This window comes from Psychrobacter glaciei (genome assembly GCF_014652895.1).
In the GTDB taxonomy this organism is placed as follows: domain Bacteria; phylum Pseudomonadota; class Gammaproteobacteria; order Pseudomonadales; family Moraxellaceae; genus Psychrobacter; species Psychrobacter glaciei.
In genome coordinates this window covers 93,218-112,807 of the sequence record NZ_BMZR01000002.1, presented here as the reverse complement: position 1 = coordinate 112,807, position 19,590 = coordinate 93,218, and the positions used below count along the sequence as shown (strand labels likewise).

13 protein-coding genes are annotated in these 19,590 nt (G+C 44.8%); 7 read left to right on the top strand and 6 right to left on the bottom strand.

The features are described 5' to 3' along the window. Positions 1-22: 22 nt before the first annotated feature. On the bottom strand, positions 23-745 hold the full coding sequence (locus tag IE130_RS05255; RefSeq protein WP_189582784.1) for a pantothenate kinase: 723 nt from the start codon (positions 743-745) through the stop codon (positions 23-25). Positions 746-826: 81 nt separating this feature from the next. After that, a complete protein-coding gene (locus IE130_RS05250; protein ID WP_189582781.1) occupies positions 827-1,834 on the bottom strand; it encodes a biotin--[acetyl-CoA-carboxylase] ligase in 1,008 nt (335 codons plus the stop codon). Positions 1,835-2,029: 195 nt separating this feature from the next. Here IE130_RS05250 and IE130_RS05245 point away from each other — a divergent pair, with 195 nt between their 5' ends. The 6 genes from IE130_RS05245 to IE130_RS05220 all read left to right on the top strand — a co-directional run bounded on the left by IE130_RS05245 (position 2,030) and on the right by IE130_RS05220 (position 12,516). Next, positions 2,030-2,833 (top strand): sulfite exporter TauE/SafE family protein, encoded by an 804-nt coding sequence (locus IE130_RS05245; protein ID WP_189584070.1) that lies wholly within the window; start codon positions 2,030-2,032, stop codon positions 2,831-2,833. Between the two features lie 50 nt (positions 2,834-2,883). Continuing rightward, positions 2,884-3,411, top strand: coding sequence for a hypothetical protein (locus IE130_RS05240; RefSeq protein ID WP_189582778.1), 528 nt, complete (start codon positions 2,884-2,886; stop codon positions 3,409-3,411). A gap of 77 nt (positions 3,412-3,488) precedes the next feature. After that, entirely contained in the window at positions 3,489-7,490 is a 4,002-nt protein-coding gene (locus tag IE130_RS05235; protein WP_189582775.1) for an AAA family ATPase, read from the top strand. 215 nt (positions 7,491-7,705) lie between these two features. Beyond that, positions 7,706-8,722: a cell division protein ZipA gene (locus IE130_RS05230; protein WP_189582772.1), complete on the top strand. Its 1,017-nt coding sequence runs from the start codon at positions 7,706-7,708 to the stop codon at positions 8,720-8,722. A gap of 281 nt (positions 8,723-9,003) precedes the next feature. Next, a complete protein-coding gene (gene ligA / locus IE130_RS05225; RefSeq protein ID WP_189582769.1) occupies positions 9,004-11,082 on the top strand; it encodes an NAD-dependent DNA ligase LigA in 2,079 nt (692 codons plus the stop codon). Positions 11,083-11,085: 3 nt separating this feature from the next. Continuing rightward, complete coding sequence (locus tag IE130_RS05220) at positions 11,086-12,516, top strand: DUF2971 domain-containing protein (protein WP_010201806.1); 1,431 nt, start codon at positions 11,086-11,088, stop codon at positions 12,514-12,516. Positions 12,517-12,566: 50 nt separating this feature from the next. Here the strand turns inward: IE130_RS05220 and IE130_RS05215 are convergent, their stop codons facing one another. From IE130_RS05215 to IE130_RS05200, 4 genes are all read right to left on the bottom strand, one after another. Then, the gene (locus IE130_RS05215) at positions 12,567-13,145 is read right to left on the bottom strand and encodes a hypothetical protein (RefSeq protein WP_227676141.1); all 579 of its coding nucleotides are present in this window, start codon (positions 13,143-13,145) and stop codon (positions 12,567-12,569) included. Between the two features lie 209 nt (positions 13,146-13,354). Next, positions 13,355-13,765: a hypothetical protein gene (locus IE130_RS05210; protein WP_189582766.1), complete on the bottom strand. Its 411-nt coding sequence runs from the start codon at positions 13,763-13,765 to the stop codon at positions 13,355-13,357. Between the two features lie 503 nt (positions 13,766-14,268). After that, the gene (locus IE130_RS05205; RefSeq protein WP_189582763.1) at positions 14,269-16,698 is read right to left on the bottom strand and encodes a YgiQ family radical SAM protein; all 2,430 of its coding nucleotides are present in this window, start codon (positions 16,696-16,698) and stop codon (positions 14,269-14,271) included. A 273-nt stretch (positions 16,699-16,971) separates the two neighbouring features. Further along, the gene (locus IE130_RS05200; RefSeq protein ID WP_189582760.1) at positions 16,972-17,730 is read right to left on the bottom strand and encodes a YidX family protein; all 759 of its coding nucleotides are present in this window, start codon (positions 17,728-17,730) and stop codon (positions 16,972-16,974) included. Between the two features lie 549 nt (positions 17,731-18,279). Between IE130_RS05200 and IE130_RS05195 the strand changes: the two genes are divergently transcribed. Then, on the top strand, positions 18,280-19,587 hold the full coding sequence (locus IE130_RS05195; protein ID WP_189584064.1) for an ammonium transporter: 1,308 nt from the start codon (positions 18,280-18,282) through the stop codon (positions 19,585-19,587). The last annotated feature ends 3 nt before the right edge of the window (positions 19,588-19,590 follow it).

The window sequence follows — 19,590 nt, the reverse complement described above, 5'->3', positions numbered from 1 at the left end:
AGCTCATAATACCTGCTACTGGCTATTTACTATGATCAAAATATCGTGCCAGACCATTTAATAACAAGTCATCACGCAGGCGTACAGGGCGATTAACATGCTGCGAGATAATGGCTGCATCACCACCCGTCATGATAACTTCAAAGTTAGGATGGCGATGGCTAATTTCATTGATTGCACCGACGATTGATAATAGTATGCCGCGATGTACCGCATCTTGTGTGGTCACACCTTGGCTGACACTGTCGAAAGTCCCATTAGAGATGGTGATTTGCTTGGTACCAGAAAACAACGACTCCCGTTGCAGATAGATACTAGGGAAAATATAACCACCCAAATGCTCAGCGTGATCGATCAAATCAATAGTCACTGCTGTACCGCAACCAATCACACATTGACGCTTTTTCTTATCGACTGCGCCTAGCATTTGTAACCAACGATCACAGCCGAGCTGATCATCATTATATTGACTCTTCATCAGCGCATGCGCGGCATCGACATGGACGAATTCAAACGGAATATTTAGACGGCTTAAGGTCTCTGATACCTTGGCATTCAGCTCGTCACCTAGTACAGATGAGATACCAATAAAGTCAGGAGCAAAACGCTCAAAGCGATCCGTCAGACCCATCAGCAATTCGGCTGGTGCCTGCAAATGTTGTTTGGCATCATGTGTGACTATCTGACCGATATCATCAGTGAGCCAGTATTTCAGGCGGGTATTTCCAAGATCAAGCCAGAGCATAAAATTCCCTTTATATAGCGCAGCAATTATCAACATCCTATCCTGATAGCTACTGCACTTTAGTGCTCGTTGATTAAACGATTAAGTCGTTTGAATAACGTCGATGCGTCCGGTGAAAAGTGCAGAAATCTTACCGTTATCTTGGCGCAATTGCAAACATCCATGTGTATCGATACCACAAGCGTGGCCTGTGAGTATATTCGTTTGACCGTTATGCTCTTGGGTCACACGTAATCGTAGATCGCTCAGTGCATCCATCGAGTCAAACTGCTTCAAAAAGCTGTCCAGATAATAACGATGTCCCGTTGGCTTTTCTATACTTAGGTGCTCAAAGCGCGTCATAGCAGCCATTAACGCTTTACTCATTTGCTGATAGAGCACACGTAAGCTCGGTAGACTGGCAGCCTGCGCTTTTGGCTGTAGAGTCTCAGCAATATCTTGTAAGCTGATGGCTTGATAACTCATGCCTTCAGAGGTTTGCGCAGTTAGCGTGGGAGTGGCTTGGACATTGAGACCCACACCTATCACCAAACCAACCAGTTTGCCTGCTTGCGATACGGGTTCAATCAAAATCCCAGCAAGTTTATTAAACGGCAGCGTCTGCTGGTCTAATTCCGTATTATGCACATCAGCGCTATCTAAGGCAGATTGGCTTTGAGGCTGATTCTGGCTTTGATTTTGACTTTGGTAAAAGCCCAAATCATTTGCCCACTTCACACCGATTGGCGTCAGCCCATCCGTGTGCAATTGCTCATTTAGCATTTGGATGACAGGCATTTTTGCCAGCTCTACACCGATGATTAATGACAGTAAGCCACTAACCGGTATGTGAACAGGATGATAGAGAGACAGGTAGACATTGCCACGCGGTGATTGCCATGAGCGTCCGTGTTGTCCGCGACCAGCGCTTTGGGTTTCAGCCGTTAGCAGGTGCATCTCGGTCGCATTCAATGTGCCATTTTGTACGTTCGCTATTAGCTCGCTATTCGTAGACGCGCTACTGGTAAGATGGCGATGATTCAGCTCAGGTAAATGCTCAAGTGTTAATGACTCAGACACAGAGTGAGATGATTGATTAAGTATCGGCATAAGTTTATTCTACTTGAGTAATGTCGCTGGGATAATCTTTGATATACTGGACGGTTTTCGCGAACAGACAGCATAAAGATTGGGGTGTGATTTGGCAAATGCAATTAAGAAGATGCCACTAAGTGCATAAACAGGCAAATCAGTAAGATAAAAATACCGTTCAAAATACAAGCAAGATAAAAGGCTAATTCGATGATGCTATATGTGTGGTTTGTGATTGCAGGGGCGTTTGCTGGCGTAAGTGCTGGCTTGTTTGGCGTTGGCGGCGGCATGATTATCGTGCCCGCACTGGTCTGGATCTTTACCGCATATGATTTTTCGCCAGAAGTCGTGACACATTTGGCCATTGGTACGTCACTGGCGACCATCGTTGTGACCTCGATTAGCTCACTCACTGCTCATAATAAGCGCGGCGGTGTACGCTGGGAAGTATGGAAAAAAATGGCACTGGGTTTGGTCGTCGGTAGTCTGGTGGGCGCGGGTGTTGCGGACATGATTGACGGCAAGGTACTACAAGCCATTATCGGTATCGGTGCGCTTTTGGTTGCGATTAAGATGCTGTTTTTCTCTAACAAAGAACAGTTGGGCAAGCCATTGCCTTCTGCTGGTGTCCAGTTTGGTGCTGGTACAGGTATTGGTATGGCGTCGTCTATCTTTGGTATTGGCGGTGGTAGTTTGACCGTGCCGTTTTTGAACTGGGCGGGACTCCCGATGAAACAATCAGTCGGCACGTCAGCGGCGTGCGGTCTACCGATTGCATTGGCTGGCGCGGCAGGGTTTGCATGGTTTGGTCAAGACGTGGTCAACCTACCTGAGGGCACGATAGGCTTTGTCCATATCACGGGATTTTTATGCATCTCAGTGGCGAGCTTTGCGATGGCAAAAGTCGGTGCCAAGCTCGCCCATGTATTGCCTGCGCTGATGCTTAAACGTGCGTTTGGCGTGTTGTTAGTGTTTGCTGGTGGACAGTTATTATTGAGTGGGATTGGGGTGATTTAAGGATACCAATTTTCCGTCTACTTTAGATGACATAATTTTAGGAAATATGAGTGGACGCATTAATAGCTGGTGTTATCGGTGTGATAGCTGGAGGAGGAGTTTCGTTTGTAGCAAACTACTTTTTGAATGTTCAAAGGTATAAGCAGGATACTAAAAAACAGAACTCTGACCACGATCATAATCTTGCTAAGCAAAAAACTGAGTATGATTATGAGCAACAAATTTTCCTAAGACAAAAGTATGAAGACTTGGTGTTTAGACTTATTGATTTTTCTATGATCTTAAGATCATTAGATTTAAATGTACAGCAGCAAGGAACAAGGCAAATTAATATCAATGAGTTTATCGAGAAAGGCGGACAGATAGAGGTAATTACTGTGCTCTACTTTCCTAAATTAGTTGATGAATGCAAGAGGTTCTTAGAAGTAGCGAATCCGTTATTCGTATCACAATATAATCGCCATCATAACTCTACAAATAGTAATTCAGATAACTTGGAGTCGCTAAAAGTAAAGTTTGATGAAAGATATGATGAATTATATAGTGAGATTCAAAAATATAAATCAGACTATACCTAACAGTTCACAAACCCTAAAAACCCACTACAATTTCAGGTAGAATAGCCGCCTGTTTTTGCTAAGTTTACTGACTCTTCATGCGTTTAAAATCTCTAAAGCTGGCAGGCTTCAAATCCTTTGCCAATCCAACGACTTTTACCTTTCGCCATGGTATCACTGCTATTGTCGGGCCGAACGGCTGTGGCAAATCCAACGTGATTGATGCCATTCGCTGGGTACTGGGTGAGACCTCTGCCAAGCAGTTGCGTGGCGGCGCGATGAGCGATGTCATCTTTGCTGGTACGCAAGATAAAGCTGCCAAAAGTGTCGCCAGTGTCGAGCTGACGTTTGAGCATACGCAAGATGAGCATACCGGCATTCGTCATGAGTTTAACCTGTACCAAGAGCTGTCTGTTCGCCGTCAGGTAAATAAGGATGGGCGCTCGGATTACTTTATCAATGGCACACGTTGTCGTCGCCGTGATGTGGTCGATGTGTTTTTGGGCACAGGGCTTGGTGCGCGTAGTTATGCGGTGATTGAACAAGGCATGATTGGGCGTATTGTCGAATCTAGTCCCATGCAGCTGCGTGAGTTCATTGAAGAGGCCGCAGGGGTGTCTCGCTATCAAGCGCGCCGTGAAGAAACGCAAAAGAAGCTAGAAAAAACACAAGAAAACCTAGCACGTCTGCATGACATGCAAAGCGAGCTGGTCAGCCAACAAAAGCGCTTGTCGAAGCAAGCCGCCAGTGCGCAGCGTTATGAAGAATTGGCCTTAACACTTGCTGATATCAAGCAGAAACTGGCCATTCAGCAGCTGTACCAAGCCAAGCATACGCAGCAGCAGCAAAAAATAGCCCATGAGCGCAGCACCGCCGAAGTTGCTACATTGCAAGCCGAATATGAGACGCTAAAAGCGCAACAAGATAAGCTCGCCACGCACATTAACCAAGAGCAATGGCTCAAGGACGATGCCCAAAGCGCTCACTATCAGCAGCAGCTAGGCTATCAACAAGCTGAGCACGCGCTGAGCGATGCCAAATCACAATTGAATGTGATTGAGCAGCAACTCACGAGCTTGGATCAGCAGCGTGAGCAAGCAGTGAGCGAGATTGATCGATTAAAAGCCGAGCAAGCTGAGCAGCAGGCTATCTTGGTAGATTTGCGTCCACAGCTCAGTGAGTTGACGGGTAAACGTGACGCGCATAAACGCAATGAGCAACCGTTACAACGCGCATGGCATGACGCGCAAAACCAGCTATCACGCTTGCAAGATAATGCGCGCATGCTTGAGCAGCAGCAAGCCATTAATAGCCAAGCGCAAAAACGCCATCAGCAGAACCATGACAAATGGCAGCGCCGCCAGCAAAACTGGCAAAATCTATGGCAGCAATTACAACAGTCGCTATCAACCTCTAGCAATAATAAGGGTTTTGATAAGGACTCTGATAAGCGCTCTGATGAACAAGCGCCAACGGACGCACAAAATCTACAGCAGACGTTAGAGACGCAAGTTGCAGAGCTAAACAAACAGTTGCAGCAGATAGAGCGCCAACAAGACAGCGTCGATGAGCGTCTGTCGGAACTACAACCGCAAGCGCATGATTTACAGCAGCGCTTGAATACGCAGCAGCGTGAGTTGAGTGAGCATGAGAAGCGTCACGCGGTATTGGCCAGTGAGTATGATACCCTGCATCAGATATTGCATCCAAAACCTACGCCGCAAAATCAACAGCAAGCCTCTGTCTCTACAGCGGATAATCTAGACGATAGCTCGGAAAGCAATGTCGTCAATCGCTATAACGAGTTGGCTATTACCACCTTACGTGAGCAGATTGAGCTGAGTGAAAAAGGGCATCAGCACGCGGCATTACTCGATAGTGTCTTGGCATTATGGCTAGATAGTCATGTACTGTTCTCTAACCAATCCAATCAATTAAACGTTGATAATACGAACGATGCTTCTCAGGAAGCGAACAGCTTATGGCAAGTGCTTGAGAGTGACCTAACGGATATCGTTACTTATCAGACAGCACAAAATGAGCAGGCTAATAGAGAATATAAGTCTTCAATAGAGAGTGGTCATAGCTTGTGGTTACCTGCTAAGAATGAGGTAGCTACAACGCCATTTATCAATCATTTACCAGACAGCTTAATTGATAAAGTCTTGCCGTTATCACAGCTGATTAAGCAGCCAGCATTGGCGCTTTGGCAGCAGTGCTACTTGTATATTGCGCAATCAGAAGTGAGCAATCAGCAGACTCTTGAAGACTTTGCTAGTATCTTAAAAGCATTGCCATCGTCAGCTATTTTGTTAACCGCAGACGGTTGGCTCATCAGTCGTCAGGGTACGATTAATTTGAGTAAGTTTACAGGTGAGCAAGATAGTCAAGGTGAGAGCAATAGCCAGTTTTTAACACAGCGTTTGCAGCAGCGCAGCCGTTTGCAAGCATTAGAAGATTTGCTAGATGAGTTTGAAACCAAAATACAAGAAACGCAAAAGACCATTGCAAAGAATCAACGCGACTATGATGCGTTAACGGTCAATCTAGAAGAAACCCGTGCACAAGCGGATCAGCTCACCCGTGATAAACATAAATATCAGCAGCAGCTAACGACTCAGCGCGCCAATGCTGAGCGTCTACAAGCAGATAGCCAGCGTCTTATGGCGGACAAATCTGCCCTTGAGCAAGAGCAACAAGAGTTAGAACAAGAGTTAAAAACGCTCACTCATGAGCAGCAAGATATTCAAAGTCAGATAGTAGCGTTAACGCCGCAAATATCTGATGCCCGTGCGACCAGTCAGCAACTACAGGCTGAGCGCAGTGAGCTAAATCGTACACGCCAAGCCGATGATGATGCATGGCAAGCATTGCAGCTGCGTATCCAGCAGAGCGAGATGCGCTTAGAGCATAGTGTCAGTAGCCTTGCGCGGGCGACTGTGCAATATGACCAATTGCTACAGAGTGAGCAGCAGCTAAAAGCAAGTCATCAGAAGCAGCAGAATAAGCTACCAGACTTGCAAGCATTATTACAAACTGCGCAGACAGCACGAGATAAGCAGCAGGTGCTATTGACCGAGCGTGATACTGCATTGGCTGCACTCAAACAAGACTATGCTCAGCAGCAGACAGCGTTGGATAGCGTGCAAAATACGTTACAATTTCAGCAGGGTAAACTTGCGAATCATGCCACCGAGTTGGCACTAAGCATGGCGCGTTTGGATGATGCGAGTACTCATACTCATGACGCTTTAGAAGCGTACTATAAGGTGAGCCATAAATATAAATCGGAGTCGCATTCAACACAGCACCCGCAGCATCAGCAACAAATGATGAGTGTCTCAAACCTACTCGCGGATTTTATTGCGCATGATCGCCGTGTACGTCCAGACAAAATCGCTGAGCTTGAGGCTGAGCGTAGCAAGCTTGAGCAGCAGCTAAGCAAAATTGGCCCAGTCAACCTCGCCGCAGTGGCAGAGTTGGCTGAGGTCAATGAACGCCTAGAGCCATTGGCGCAGCAGACAGCAGATATTGCGGCTAGTATGCAGACGTTGACAGCAGCGATTGAGTCTATTGATGAGACGACTAAGAACCTGTTTATGCAGACGCTAGATGCGGTCAATACTGAGCTTGCCAATTTATTTGCCAAAGTATTCGGTGGTGGTCAAGCTAGTTTGACATTGAACACAGACGATATGCCAGCCAATATCCCCGCTGACAAATACAAGTCAGAGCAATGGCGAGCAGGGCTTACTTTAATGGCACAGCCTAAGGGTAAGCGTAATAGTCGCCTAGCTGTGCTGTCGGGTGGCGAAAAAACCCTCACTGCGCTGAGCTTGATTTTTGCGATATTTAAGCAGCATCCCGCACCATTCTGTGTGCTCGATGAAGTCGATGCGCCGCTCGATGATGCCAACGTCGAACGCTTTACCAGTTTGATTCATGAGCTGGCAGATGATTTACAGTTTATTTTTATCAGTCATAACAAACTGACGATGCAGATTGCTGACGAGCTAAAAGGCATTACTATGCCAAGCGCAGGTATTTCTACATTAGTCAGCGTCTCGCTAGATGAAGCCGCGCGTTATGTAGAGAGCTAAGACTCAAAAATCTGATACTAAAAGTGCTATGAGAATCAGCGAGATGCAAATATAATCAATCAATTGGCATAAATGAAAATAAGCTTGACCTCAGCCAAGCTTACTGGTTATAAAGTACACAATGTGGTGACGACATAGGTCAGCCATGCTAGAATATTGCCATTTATGCTCGTTTGTGTATTCCCTTTTGTTATATATACTAGGATGTATTTATCATGACCGTTATTCAGTTTATATTGATTGCCATTGCCGCGTTTATCGTGCTCGCAGGGCTGTTTATGGTCATTCGTAGCTTTAAGCGCCGCGCTGCTACCGAAGCTGCTGTGGTCAATTATGACAAAAATGGTATTCCCATCATACCGCGTCACGAGCGTAATATCGTCGATCAGCCAGACCTTGATGATACGGTCGCTGGCGAGACGAGCATCGGTCCAGATCGTAGCTACTTGGATGCCGTCGTTGAAGAAGAGCCTTTGACGCAAACGCATACCAATGTCGACGCCCAGCTAACAGCCGAGCATAGCAGTACCGTAACTGACGACCATGACGTCATCGATGAAGCTGACTATGCGCGCTGGCAAGATGAGCAACGCCGTGCCGATAGTGCTGAATTTGTAGAAGCCGCTGATCAGATGCATATCGAGCAAGAGCCTGATGCGTTTTCAAGCCTTATGTCGGCAACGGATAATCTGATGCCATCGATTGACACGGCAGAAGAGCCTAGCTTCGATGACAACAGCCCGATACTGGATCAGCATCTATCAGAGTCAGGCGACGACGCGCAAAACGGTCCATTGATCAATGCCAAAGACAATATCAATATCACCATCTTGCCGCACCAATATCGTGACCGTCCAACGGCGACTATCCGTGGCCGTGATTTATTGGCGCTGATTGACAAATATGGTCTGCGCTATGGCGCGATGAATATGTTCCATCGCTACGAGCAAAAAGACGGCACCGGTATGCTGTGGTTTAGCATGATGGGTATCACCGATAGTGGTATCGCACCATTTGACCCGCATAGTGTCGCGACCAATACCTATACTGGTGTGGTGGTATTTTTATCGTTGCCACACCCACAAGCATTGCGCAGCTTCGATAGTATGATGAGCATTGCTTATATGATGGCAAGCGATTTGGATGCCATTATGCTGGATGAAGAGAACGAACCAATCACCTCTGAATACAAGCAGCAACTACGCAACCAAGTCCGCGACTATGAGGGCTAAACGCCAGTTCATACAATGAGTGAGTAGCATTAAATGAGTAGCATTAAAAAAGGCAAATAGCGATTAACGTTATTTGCCTTTTTTAATGGGCTTTAGTTTCTGCAAAATGCTAGAGTCGCTTCAAGATAATTTAGATACAAGGAAGGTGAGTGAAAGTACTACACATAGTAGACTGAGCGAGCCTGACACAGTATCTGATTTATATAGGATTGGCTATACCGAGTATCCTGCAAACTTGTTATTATATCGACATCTTGAATTGCAAATAAAAGACGCCGACTATGACTGACCCTATCTTACCGAGCGCTGCTCAAACTGAAACCAATAAAAATGCGGCTCATGATACTGGCGATAATATCGTCATCCGAATGCGCACGTTTATAGATGCTCTTAAGCAGCACAATTATGCCTATTATGTGCTCGACAATCCCATCTTAGAAGACAGCGAATACGATCAGTTGCGTCGTTCCTTGGTCACGTTAGAAGAGTCGCATCCTGAGTTGGTACAGCCTGATAGTCCGATTAATCAAGTCGGTGACATGCCGCTATCTGCCTTTACTCAAGTCACTCATGACATCCCCATGCTGTCACTGGGCAATGTTTTTGACTATGACGAATTACATGCCTTTATGCGCCGCGTCAATGACCGTCTAAATGATGCGCAAAAAAACCCTGAGTATGAAATGGAGCTAAAGCTCGATGGATTGGCCGTGTCGCTAAAATATGAGCATGGCAAATTTGTCCAAGCCGTCACGCGCGGTGATGGGCAAACGGGCGAGGATATTACCCAAAATACCAAGACCATTCGCAACTTACCACTTTGGCTCGCGGATGCTGCTGACATCGAGTTGCTAGAAGTGCGCGGTGAAGTACTGATGCCCAAGGCAGGTTTTGATCGTCTCAATCGCCTAGCAGAAGAGAGTGAAAATAAAACCTTTGCCAATCCACGTAATGCTGCAGCCGGAAGTTTGCGCCAGCTAGATCCAGCTATAGCAGCCAGTCGTCCACTCGCGTTCTATGCTTACTCTATCAATCAGGGATTGCCTGAAACCATCGAAACGCAGTCAGCAGGCTTGGCGTGGCTAAAAACCATTGGCTTTACTGTCAGTGCGGTAGAAGTGGTCGCAAACCCACGCGCGGCACAGACTTATTATGAGTCTGTGATCGATATGCGTAGTGATTTGCCGTTTGAAATCGATGGCATGGTAATTAAAGTAAATAACCTGTCATTGCAGCAGCAGCTTGGGTTTCTATCACGCGAGCCACGCTGGGCCACCGCTTATAAATTCCCTGCCGAAACGGTCATGACGCGTCTAAACGATATCGAATGGCAAGTCGGACGTACCGGCGCGATTACCCCAGTGGGTAAGCTTGAACCCGTCAAAGTCGGCGGCGTCACCGTCAGTAATGTCACTCTACATAACTTTGGTGAGATTCAGCGCTTAGACGTGCGTGCAGGCGATATGGTCAGCGTCCACCGTGCAGGGGATGTCATCCCAAAAGTTACTCGCGTGTGGCATGACCAGCGCTCAGCAGACTCAAAGCCAGTGACGCTGCCGTCTACCTGTCCTGTCTGCGACTCTCCTGTCGTCCTGCCAAAAGACGAAGCACTGGCACGCTGTACGGGCGGCCTATTTTGCCCCGCGCAGCAGCAAGAAGCGCTGATTCACTTTGTCTCGCGTCGTGCGATGGACATCGATGGGCTTGGTGCGAGTTGGCTCATCAGCTTCTTTGAGCATGGTTTGGTCAAGACGGTTGCAGATATTTACCAATTGCACAATCACCAAGACGAGCTCGTCACGCTAGAAAAATTGGGTGAAAAATCCGTACAAAACATCATTAGCGCTATCGAAGCCAGCAAACATACCACGCTAGCACGATTCATTTATGCACTTGGTATTCGCGGTGTGGGTGAGGGCACGGCACAAAACTTTGCACAGCAATTTGGTGACCTCGATAGCCTAATGGCAGCCAGTATCGAAACCCTAATTAAAACCCCTGACGTTGGCACTATCACTGCCGAGCTGGCTTACGAGTTCTTCCGTGCGCCACACAATATCGAAGTGATCAATTCGCTGCTTGAAGCGGGTGTGCATTGGGATAAGGTTGAGCAAAAAGCTGCTGAAGACTTGCCACTTGATGGGCAGACGTGGGTGATTACGGGTGCACTTGAAAAAATGGCACGTGATGAAGCCAAGGCTAAACTGCAAGCGTTAGGCGCGAAGGTATCAGGCAGCATCTCGGCAAAAACGACTGCGCTACTAGCAGGGGATAAGGCTGGCTCTAAACTGACCAAAGCAGAGAAACTGGATGTGAAAATCGTGGGTGAGGAAGAGTTTTTGGCGATGGTTGGGGAGTAGGGTATGACTGAAAGTGATAGAAAAATCATTGATAAGTTAAAAGAAATTCCAGATGAATATACTCGTGGAATAATTAAGAAATTAGCAAGAATAATAATAAGCGGTGATGGAAATAAAATAAGTATAGCGAATGCGAAATTTCTCATAGCTACTATTTTGTTGAATAAAAATTACAAGGAAGAAGCACTAGAGGTGTTCAATAGTATCAGACTTGAAGAGAATAAAAGTATTTATGAGAATGCTCAGTTCTTTATAGGAGATATACTTTTAGAAAGTGATAGCTTAGTAGATATAGAACATGCTAAGAGCAGTTTCGTCTTCGTAAAAAACAAGTTCCCTTACGAAGCAAAAAATAAAATAGATATATGCAATTTAATTTTAGATAGAAGTTTTGAGGAACTGGGTAGAAATATCTTTGAAATATCTAATCTTGTATATAAGATATTATCTATATTAAAGATTGATATCAATAGTATAGGAAAGAAACAGTTGCATGCAGAGCGTAAGCTTGCACATTATACTTCAACTGAAGTGGCCAACATTTTACTACATAATCCAAATACTAATTCTTTTCGACTAAACACTATTCATAATGTTAATGACCCTAGTGAAGGTAAGTTACTTGAGGGTTATCTAAAGAACGAGAGTAAAGATGGAGATAGTGGAGTAAGGTTTGATGGTGAATATCAGACATTTATTGGATGCTTTACTTTTAATCATGATAGTTTAAACCAGTTCAGACTTTATGGTAAGCAAGACTATAAGGAAGCTTCTGGTGTTAGTTTGATATTCAATAAAGATTTCTTTAAAGAAAATGATCACCCTGATCAAGTGTCATTTATCGCAACTGAAAGAAGCTTGGATGAAGAAGTATCTAAGGAAAAAATTAGTCAACAGCCAGTAATACGTTGTGTTTATATAGATCCTAGTTCTCAATTTATACATTTAGCACAACGCAATCAGATTACTTTTTATAGAGAATTTAGTGACCGTGTTGAAGCTGATATAAAATGGATAAAGTATAAAAAGTATATTGATAAAAAGACAAATGAGTTTTTGATATGGTTTGAGTGTTTGAAAGGTACGTATCAGAAAGCTATGGACATTGTAAGTAAGCTAGATCAATCGAAAACTTCAGAAATAAATATTTTACTAGATAGGATATTACTACCAATAAAGTATTTAATTAAGCATATAGCTTTTCAGGAGGAGCAAGAGTGTCGAATGATTTATATTACTTCACTTGATAGACCTGAAGTTAAAATGGAGTTTGGTAGGTTTCTATACGTTGAATATGAAGCAGATGTAAAGTTACATCTTGATAAAATCTATATTGCCCCAGCAGCTACTCAGTATCAACCTTATTTAGCAAAGCTGTTATGCGATACCAATATAAAAATTGAACTCTCAAACAATCCATATCGTCAGACTTAATCTTCTTTAATAGCGTGTGTCATATAAATAAAAACACACGCTATTAACTTCTACTCCACCATCTCACTATGCGCCTTCGCATCACCTTTCTTACCATCTGGCTGTATCACGATAGGTAGCACTAACCCTTTAGCAAAGTCATCAGACAGCACATAATCGTAGCTGCTAGCAGCGACATCGGGCGTGGTATGAATGATAAGCGTCATCTCATTGCCATCGGTTACTTCATGTGAGACATAGGTCTCACTCAGCTGATCCAAGGCTTTCGATAGTGCTTCGTTACTTGCCATACTTATTGTGAGGTTGTGTTGAGCAGTCGCAGCATCCACTTTGAAGTAATCCGCATAATCACGGACGTTTTGACTATCGAGCGCAAACGGATACTGATAGTTAGTGGGATCAGCAGGCTTTTCACCACTGTCTACCAATGACCAGTCTATCGCATCGGCTGCTGGTTCGCCTTTTGGCGTCGATGAGTTTGCTTCTGTTGCTGCTGCCTCAGGGGTTTGGTCGGTAGCATCAACAGAATCGGCAGCGTTATTGCAGCCTGTCAGCGCCCATATACTTGCAATTGCCATCATACTTATCAGACGCTTAGCCATCGAGTTATCCTTTTTATTATTGGTCATGATTAATATGCCCTAGTTTGACAGCTTTCTGTATGGTTCTCTAGCGAAATGCAGCAAACGAGCGCCTGTTGTAAAAATATTGAATATGAAAATATCGAAGCAACTGGTATATTCTTAAAAAATGCGCACAAAAAAACAGCCACCATAGGATGACTGTTTTTTCGCTTATTTATTTACTATTTATGATAGCTTTTGCTTGTGGCTACTGACTATATTTGGCAGTTTACTTGGTATTCTTTACCATTTGCCCATTTGATGGCAAAGATACCTTTGTCGCCTTTCATGTGCCATGCATAGACAGCTTCTGGATTTGATTCATTGACGTAACTTGCTACATCGCCTTTTACCTCACCATTTAAGATGATTGGTTGATCTGCCCAATTTGCTTTAGGCAATGTCGCGTTTAGCATCACTTGTTTTTTATTAATAGACTGCTTTGCCATGATTTTGCTGTCATCAGTACAAGTATAAGGCGCTGATGCCATACGATCATAAGCGGCTGTCACTTTTTCTGGAACAAGGGTGTCAGTGGTATCTGGGGTAGTCGGTGCGGTAGTGGCGCAAGCACTCAGTAGGGCAAGGGCTGGTAGGGCGGTTACAATTTTAGTTATCGTTTTCATCGTTTTCTCCAAAGTATTAACTTGATTCATTTAACTGTTCTTAATAATGCGTTAAGCATATGGCGCCATAGTAGCGAAAATACAGTCAGCACAATGTTAGAAATTGTTTGTTACCTATTAGCTTTCTTACTTAACCGATGACTAATGTAATTTCTAATTTAAGTGAGACGTTATTCGGATAATAAGTCATTTAGGGGACGCCCCATAGTTAAAATACCCCAAAAAAAATACGATGCTGCTGATATTAATTTTTTGTAGCCTTTGTCTGCACAGGTACAGGCACAGGCACAGCAAGCAAGCAAGCAAGAAAAATTGATATCACCAGTGCGTCATGTGTCGATATTACTTTTCACTGACTTTTTCACTGACTATAGACACTCACAATTACCTAGGCAAATAAAAATCGCCCATCAGCTTGAGAGCCGATGGGCGATTTTTATTGATAAGGATACCTAAGCTGTCGCTGACCAAGTTCACTTTATAAGTTTGGTCAGCGGAATTAGTTACTTAGTTTTGCGTGGTGGCAGACCCGTATGCTGTGTCTGGAAATTACCTTTGCTCACTTTCTTTTTGGTATTCTTACTAACGACATTGTTATTGATTGAGCCATTGCTGCGCTTCACCGAATCATTACCTAAGCGGCTGTTCTTTTTGCGCGCCGATTGGTAACTGTCTTGTGCGGCATCGCGACCTTCTAAACTGGCGTTAAATGGTGGAATCAAGCAACCACGATTTTTACCAATCAAATCGCTACGACCCATATCTTGCAATGCTTTACGCAACATTACCCAGTTTTTTGGGTCATGGAAGCGCAAAAAGGCTTTGTGCAATTTACGCTGCTTGCCAGATTTGACGATATCCATGTCACCTTCATCACGACTGACCTTATGTAGCGGATCTTTATGGGTGTGATACATGGTGGTCGCTGTCGCCATCGGGCTTGGATAAAATGCCTGCACTTGGTCAGCACGGTAGCCGTGACTTTTTAGCCAAAGCGCAAGGTTCATCATATCTTCATCTTTCGTGCCTGGATGCGCGGCAATAAAGTAAGGAATCAGATATTGCTCTTTACCTGCTTCTTGACTGTACTGCTCAAACATGGCTTTGAATTTATCATAGCTGCCCATGCCCGGCTTCATCATCTTCGATAGCACGCCTTCTTCAGAGTGCTCAGGGGCGATTTTTAGATAACCACCGACATGATGACTGACCAATTCTTTGACGTATTCAGGGTCTTTTACTGCCAAGTCATAACGCAGACCTGAGGCAATAAGGATTTTTTTCACGCCTTTGATATCACGTGCTTTGCGATACAGCTTGGTTAAATTACTGTGATCGGTAATCAAGTTTTCGCAGACATCAGGATAGACGCAAGACGGCTTGCGGCAGTTCTTTTCAATCGTTTCATCTTTACAGCTGAGACGATACATATTAGCCGTTGGGCCACCAAGGTCAGATATTACGCCAGTAAAGTTAGGTGCAGTATCACGAATCGCTTCCACTTCACGCAAGATAGAGTCTTCTGAGCGGCTTTGAATAATGCGGCCTTCGTGCTCAGTGATCGAGCAGAATGTACAACCACCAAAACAGCCGCGCATGATATTGACCGAAAACTTAATCATGTCATAAGCAGGGATGCGCGCATCGCCATAGCTTGGATGTGGCAGGCGGGCATACGGCAAGTCAAACACGTAGTCCATCTCTTCGGTTGAGAGTGGAATCGGTGGTGGATTCAGCCACACGTCAATCGAAGTGTGCGAGTTACCAGCACCGCTACTATGACGCTGTACCAGCGCACGAGCGTTCCCTGGATTGGTTTCCAGATGCAAAATACGGCTGGCATGGGCATAAAGCACAGGGTCAGATTTGACGTGCTCATAATCAGGCAGTCGAATCACCGTTTGCTCACGTGGTGGCATTTTGAGTTTATGTTTACGCGCCGTCATGGGCTTATTAAAGCCACGCATTTGTACTACTTGCGTTTCTTCATCGACTTGTTCAGCGTTGATGACTTTATTGGTGACAGGTTCCGCGACAAAGCCTTGATACTGAGCAGACATTCCAGTCATGGCTTGACCAACGGGTGAGTCGCTAGGTTTGTCTTGCTCGATTGAGCAGCTATCGATATCTTCAGTCATCACATATGGATTAATAATAGGATCGACACGGCCGACGGTATCGACATCATTACTGGCAACTTCGGTCATGCCAGCTTGCCAATGGCGGCGTGTCGGTGTCAACAGATAAGACGTACCACGCAATTTACTCATTTGCTCAAAGCTATAGCCTTTTGACAAGCCATGCACCACATCGACGATAGCGCGTTCAGCATTACCATACAATAAGACGTCAGCACGGGCATCCAGCAAGATACTACGACGGACTTTATCTGACCAATAGTCATAATGCGCGATACGGCGTAAGCTGCCTTCAATACCGCCTAGGATAATCGGTACATCAGGATAAGCTTCGCGGCAGCGCTGGCTATAAACGATAGCAGCACGGTCGGGACGTTTATTAGCGACATTACCTGGTGAGTAAGCGTCATCGCTACGGATTTTGCGATCTGCCGTGTAGCGGTTGATCATGCTGTCCATGTTACCCGCCGTCACGCCATAGGCATAGACAGGCTTACCCAGTTCCATAAAGGCGTCTTTGCTCTTCCAATCTGGCTGAGCAATGATACCGACGCGGAAGCCTTGTGCTTCTAACAAGCGACCGATAATCGCCATACCAAAACTTGGATGATCGACATAGGCATCACCTGAGATGATGATGACGTCACAAGCATCCCAGCCCAGATCGTCCATCTCTTTACGGCTCATCGGTAGATAAGGCGCAGGCTCGTAGCAGCTCGCCCAATGTTTGTCATAATCATAAAGTGGCTTGGTGCCTTGCTTAAAGGCAGTGCGGGCAATGGTATCGGCAGACATGGGCGGACCTGTTAATTAGAAAATGGCACTAAAAATACGTCCCTTATTACTCACTGATAATAAAGGCGAATTTAAAAGCGCTCATTTTAACATGAATTGCCTTCACTATGCGACCTATTCTATGAGGGGCGATTGGCGATAAGTTATTGATAGTGTAAGACAATCTATCAGCCTATCAACAAGAATGGTTTTGGGAAATGCAGAACCATTCTTGCTTTAGATTATGAGTTAGTATGAGTCAGGAAGTAATCAATGCATTGGCTGACAAGTTTTTTAATTGTCTAACAATTGCAATGGGAAAGTCACAACATCAAAAGCTAGGGCAAAGGGTAATAAGACCAATTTTTGCGCCGTATTTGCGCCACTACGAGTGATTTGGTCTTGCTGTGTCTTTGTATGAAAGCTAACCATATAAGGTTTGGTCAAGGCGCGATAGTTCGACTGAATTAGGCTTAAATTGCTGACCTGCGGATAGATAGCGCCTTTGACAGGAACGCTAAAGCAAAAGCGCTGAGCTTGAATACGTTGATCGCTTGCTGAGGTGCATTCGCGACCATTATTTTGCAAAAAGAACTGGTAATCAGAACGTTTAAACTCATCTTTTAGTTTGGCGTAAGAAAGCTTCATTTCTCCTTGAAAATAGCCGTCATTATTGGGCACAGAAAAGCTCATGTCATTATCGACTTGGATGTTCTTTGGCGTCAGATTGGTGAGTAAATTGACCATTTCCGTCCCGCCTTGGGTCAGCACATAGCTGTTCTTTTCACCGACGATCACCATTGTCGCATTTGGCGTTTTTGGCAATGCCTGTGCAGGACGACCAAAAGCCACAATTTGATCTTCAGACAACACACTCTTAGTCGTTGTGGTGTTGACTCGATTGTCACTGTCTAATAATGAACTGGTGGCACAGCCTGAGGTGATGAGCAATGCTGCGAGTGACGCCCCTGTTATCACTGTTTTGAAGCTTAATGCCTTTAGTGCTGGATTATTACTTTCTTCTTTTTTAATGGCACGGGTATTTTTAGTCATGCTAAGGCTTCCTTGTCTACTACCGACGGACTATTGAGGTGGTATCTATTGTTTATGGCCAAACTTTCGTTGGTATCGTACCTTGTTTGAGCGCGACTTAGCTACTTTTAATTAACTCAATAACCAATGCTTGTCGAGATTGCTAATCCAATAAAATCTTTGCACCACTTTTAGTAAAATTCATCACAAATTGGCTTTTAAAATTGCGCACATTATTCTCATAAATATGATTCAAAATGGGATAGTTGATTAATTCTAATCCAGATTTAGTATTAGGGGTGACGGTAGGTCTAAAGACGGTCTTTATACTGGGGGCTTCTATTTTAGTATTGCAGTGTGATTTCCCTCACGAAAAAAGTGCATTTTGGCATACGTTTTGCTCTCTCTCTTTATTAGAGCCTACTTGTCTATATGGATTAGCAAGAGTAGAGCATTAATAGATGTTGATTTGCTGAATAATTGTTTGGAGAGAAGTGTGTGAAGAAATTATCTTTTAGGCTGGATGCGATATCTGTTTTATTTAAGTCGTCATTATTCAAGATCCTGTTGATGATCGGTTTACTGGCTGGGGCAACCAATAGTGCCAATTCTGCTGAGGAGGCCACATTAACGGTGACGCAATTGCTCGAATATCAAAACATTGCTTGGATTATATGGGGCGGAGTATTGGTGTTCTTTATGCAGGCAGGATTTGCCTTGCTAGAGAGTGGCTCAGTACGGGCGAAGAATGCTGTGAATGTGATGATGAAAAACTATACTGATATGTGTATTGGTGGTCTGGCGTTTTATTTGGTAGGTTTTGGGCTAATGATGGGCACCAATGACTCTGGGTTTTTTGGTACTGATCATTTTATGCCAGTAGAGCTGTCTAACCTTGATTGGGCACTAATGTTTTTTCAGATGATGTTTGCAGCGACAGCGGTGACGATTGCTAGTGGCGCTATGGCGGAGCGCGTGTCATTTATTGGGTACGCGGTAGCCGCCTGTCTTATTTGCCTGCTTATCTATCCGGTGTTCGCCAGTTGGGTTTGGGGTGGTTATTTTGGTGGTACAGGCTGGCTTACCGAGCTTGGTTTTATTGATTTTGCGGGTTCTACCGTTGTGCATTCTATTGGAGGTTGGTTGGCGCTGGCTGGTATTTTGGTCATTGGCCCGAGATTGGGACGTTTTGCACCTGATGGCACGCCTAGATTGATAGCAGGACATAACATGACGTTACTGGCTCTTGGCGGCTTTATATTGTGGTTCGGTTGGTTCGGGTTCAATGCCGGTTCGACATTATCAATTACTGGGAATATTGGTTTGATAGCAGTCAATACTTTCGTCGCAGCTGTCAGTGCTGTGGTGAGCTATATGATCATATCGAGGGTTTTAGACAAAGCTATTTTGCTCAGCGATAGTGTCAACGCCAGTTTAATCGGTCTAGTATCCATTACTGCAGGGTGTGCAACGACGACGCCTGTGTTCGCAATTATCATTGGTGCGATCGCCTCAGTGGTCTATATCCTAGCGACCCAAGCTTTATTGAAGCTAAAAATCGACGATGTGGTATCAGCAGTTGCGGTTCATGGCTTTGGCGGGGCATGGGGCACACTGGCGGCCGGATTGTTCTATTCAGGGGATTTGTTCAACTTATCACGCTTGGGTGTGCAAGCCCTAGGTGTGGGTGTGGCGCTCGCTTGGGCCTTGGGCTTAGGTTTGGTGATGTATAAACTCATTGATATGACTTTCGGCTTAAAAGCCAGTCGCCTCCACGAGCAACGTGGCCTTGACTATACCGAGCATGCAGAGATAGGCTATCCCGAGTTTCAAAAGCAGATGTTTGATTCTAAAAGTTTAACAGAGCGGCATTTATAGGAG

Excerpts from the sequence above, each read along its gene's own strand:
- IE130_RS05255 (WP_189582784.1), bottom strand. The coding sequence starts at position 745 with ATGCTCTGGCTTGATCTTGGAAATACCCGCCTGAAATACTGGCTCACT.
- IE130_RS05250 (WP_189582781.1), bottom strand. The coding sequence starts at position 1,834 with ATGCCGATACTTAATCAATCATCTCACTCTGTGTCTGAGTCATTAACA.
- IE130_RS05245 (WP_189584070.1), top strand. The coding sequence starts at position 2,030 with ATGCTATATGTGTGGTTTGTGATTGCAGGGGCGTTTGCTGGCGTAAGT.
- IE130_RS05235 (WP_189582775.1), top strand. The coding sequence starts at position 3,489 with ATGCGTTTAAAATCTCTAAAGCTGGCAGGCTTCAAATCCTTTGCCAAT.
- IE130_RS05230 (WP_189582772.1), top strand. The coding sequence starts at position 7,706 with ATGACCGTTATTCAGTTTATATTGATTGCCATTGCCGCGTTTATCGTG.
- ligA (WP_189582769.1), top strand. The coding sequence starts at position 9,004 with ATGACTGACCCTATCTTACCGAGCGCTGCTCAAACTGAAACCAATAAA.
- IE130_RS05220 (WP_010201806.1), top strand. The coding sequence starts at position 11,086 with ATGACTGAAAGTGATAGAAAAATCATTGATAAGTTAAAAGAAATTCCA.
- IE130_RS05215 (WP_227676141.1), bottom strand. The coding sequence starts at position 13,145 with ATGACCAATAATAAAAAGGATAACTCGATGGCTAAGCGTCTGATAAGT.
- IE130_RS05210 (WP_189582766.1), bottom strand. The coding sequence starts at position 13,765 with ATGAAAACGATAACTAAAATTGTAACCGCCCTACCAGCCCTTGCCCTA.
- IE130_RS05205 (WP_189582763.1), bottom strand. The coding sequence starts at position 16,698 with ATGTCTGCCGATACCATTGCCCGCACTGCCTTTAAGCAAGGCACCAAG.
- IE130_RS05200 (WP_189582760.1), bottom strand. The coding sequence starts at position 17,730 with ATGACTAAAAATACCCGTGCCATTAAAAAAGAAGAAAGTAATAATCCA.
- IE130_RS05195 (WP_189584064.1), top strand. The coding sequence starts at position 18,280 with ATGATCGGTTTACTGGCTGGGGCAACCAATAGTGCCAATTCTGCTGAG.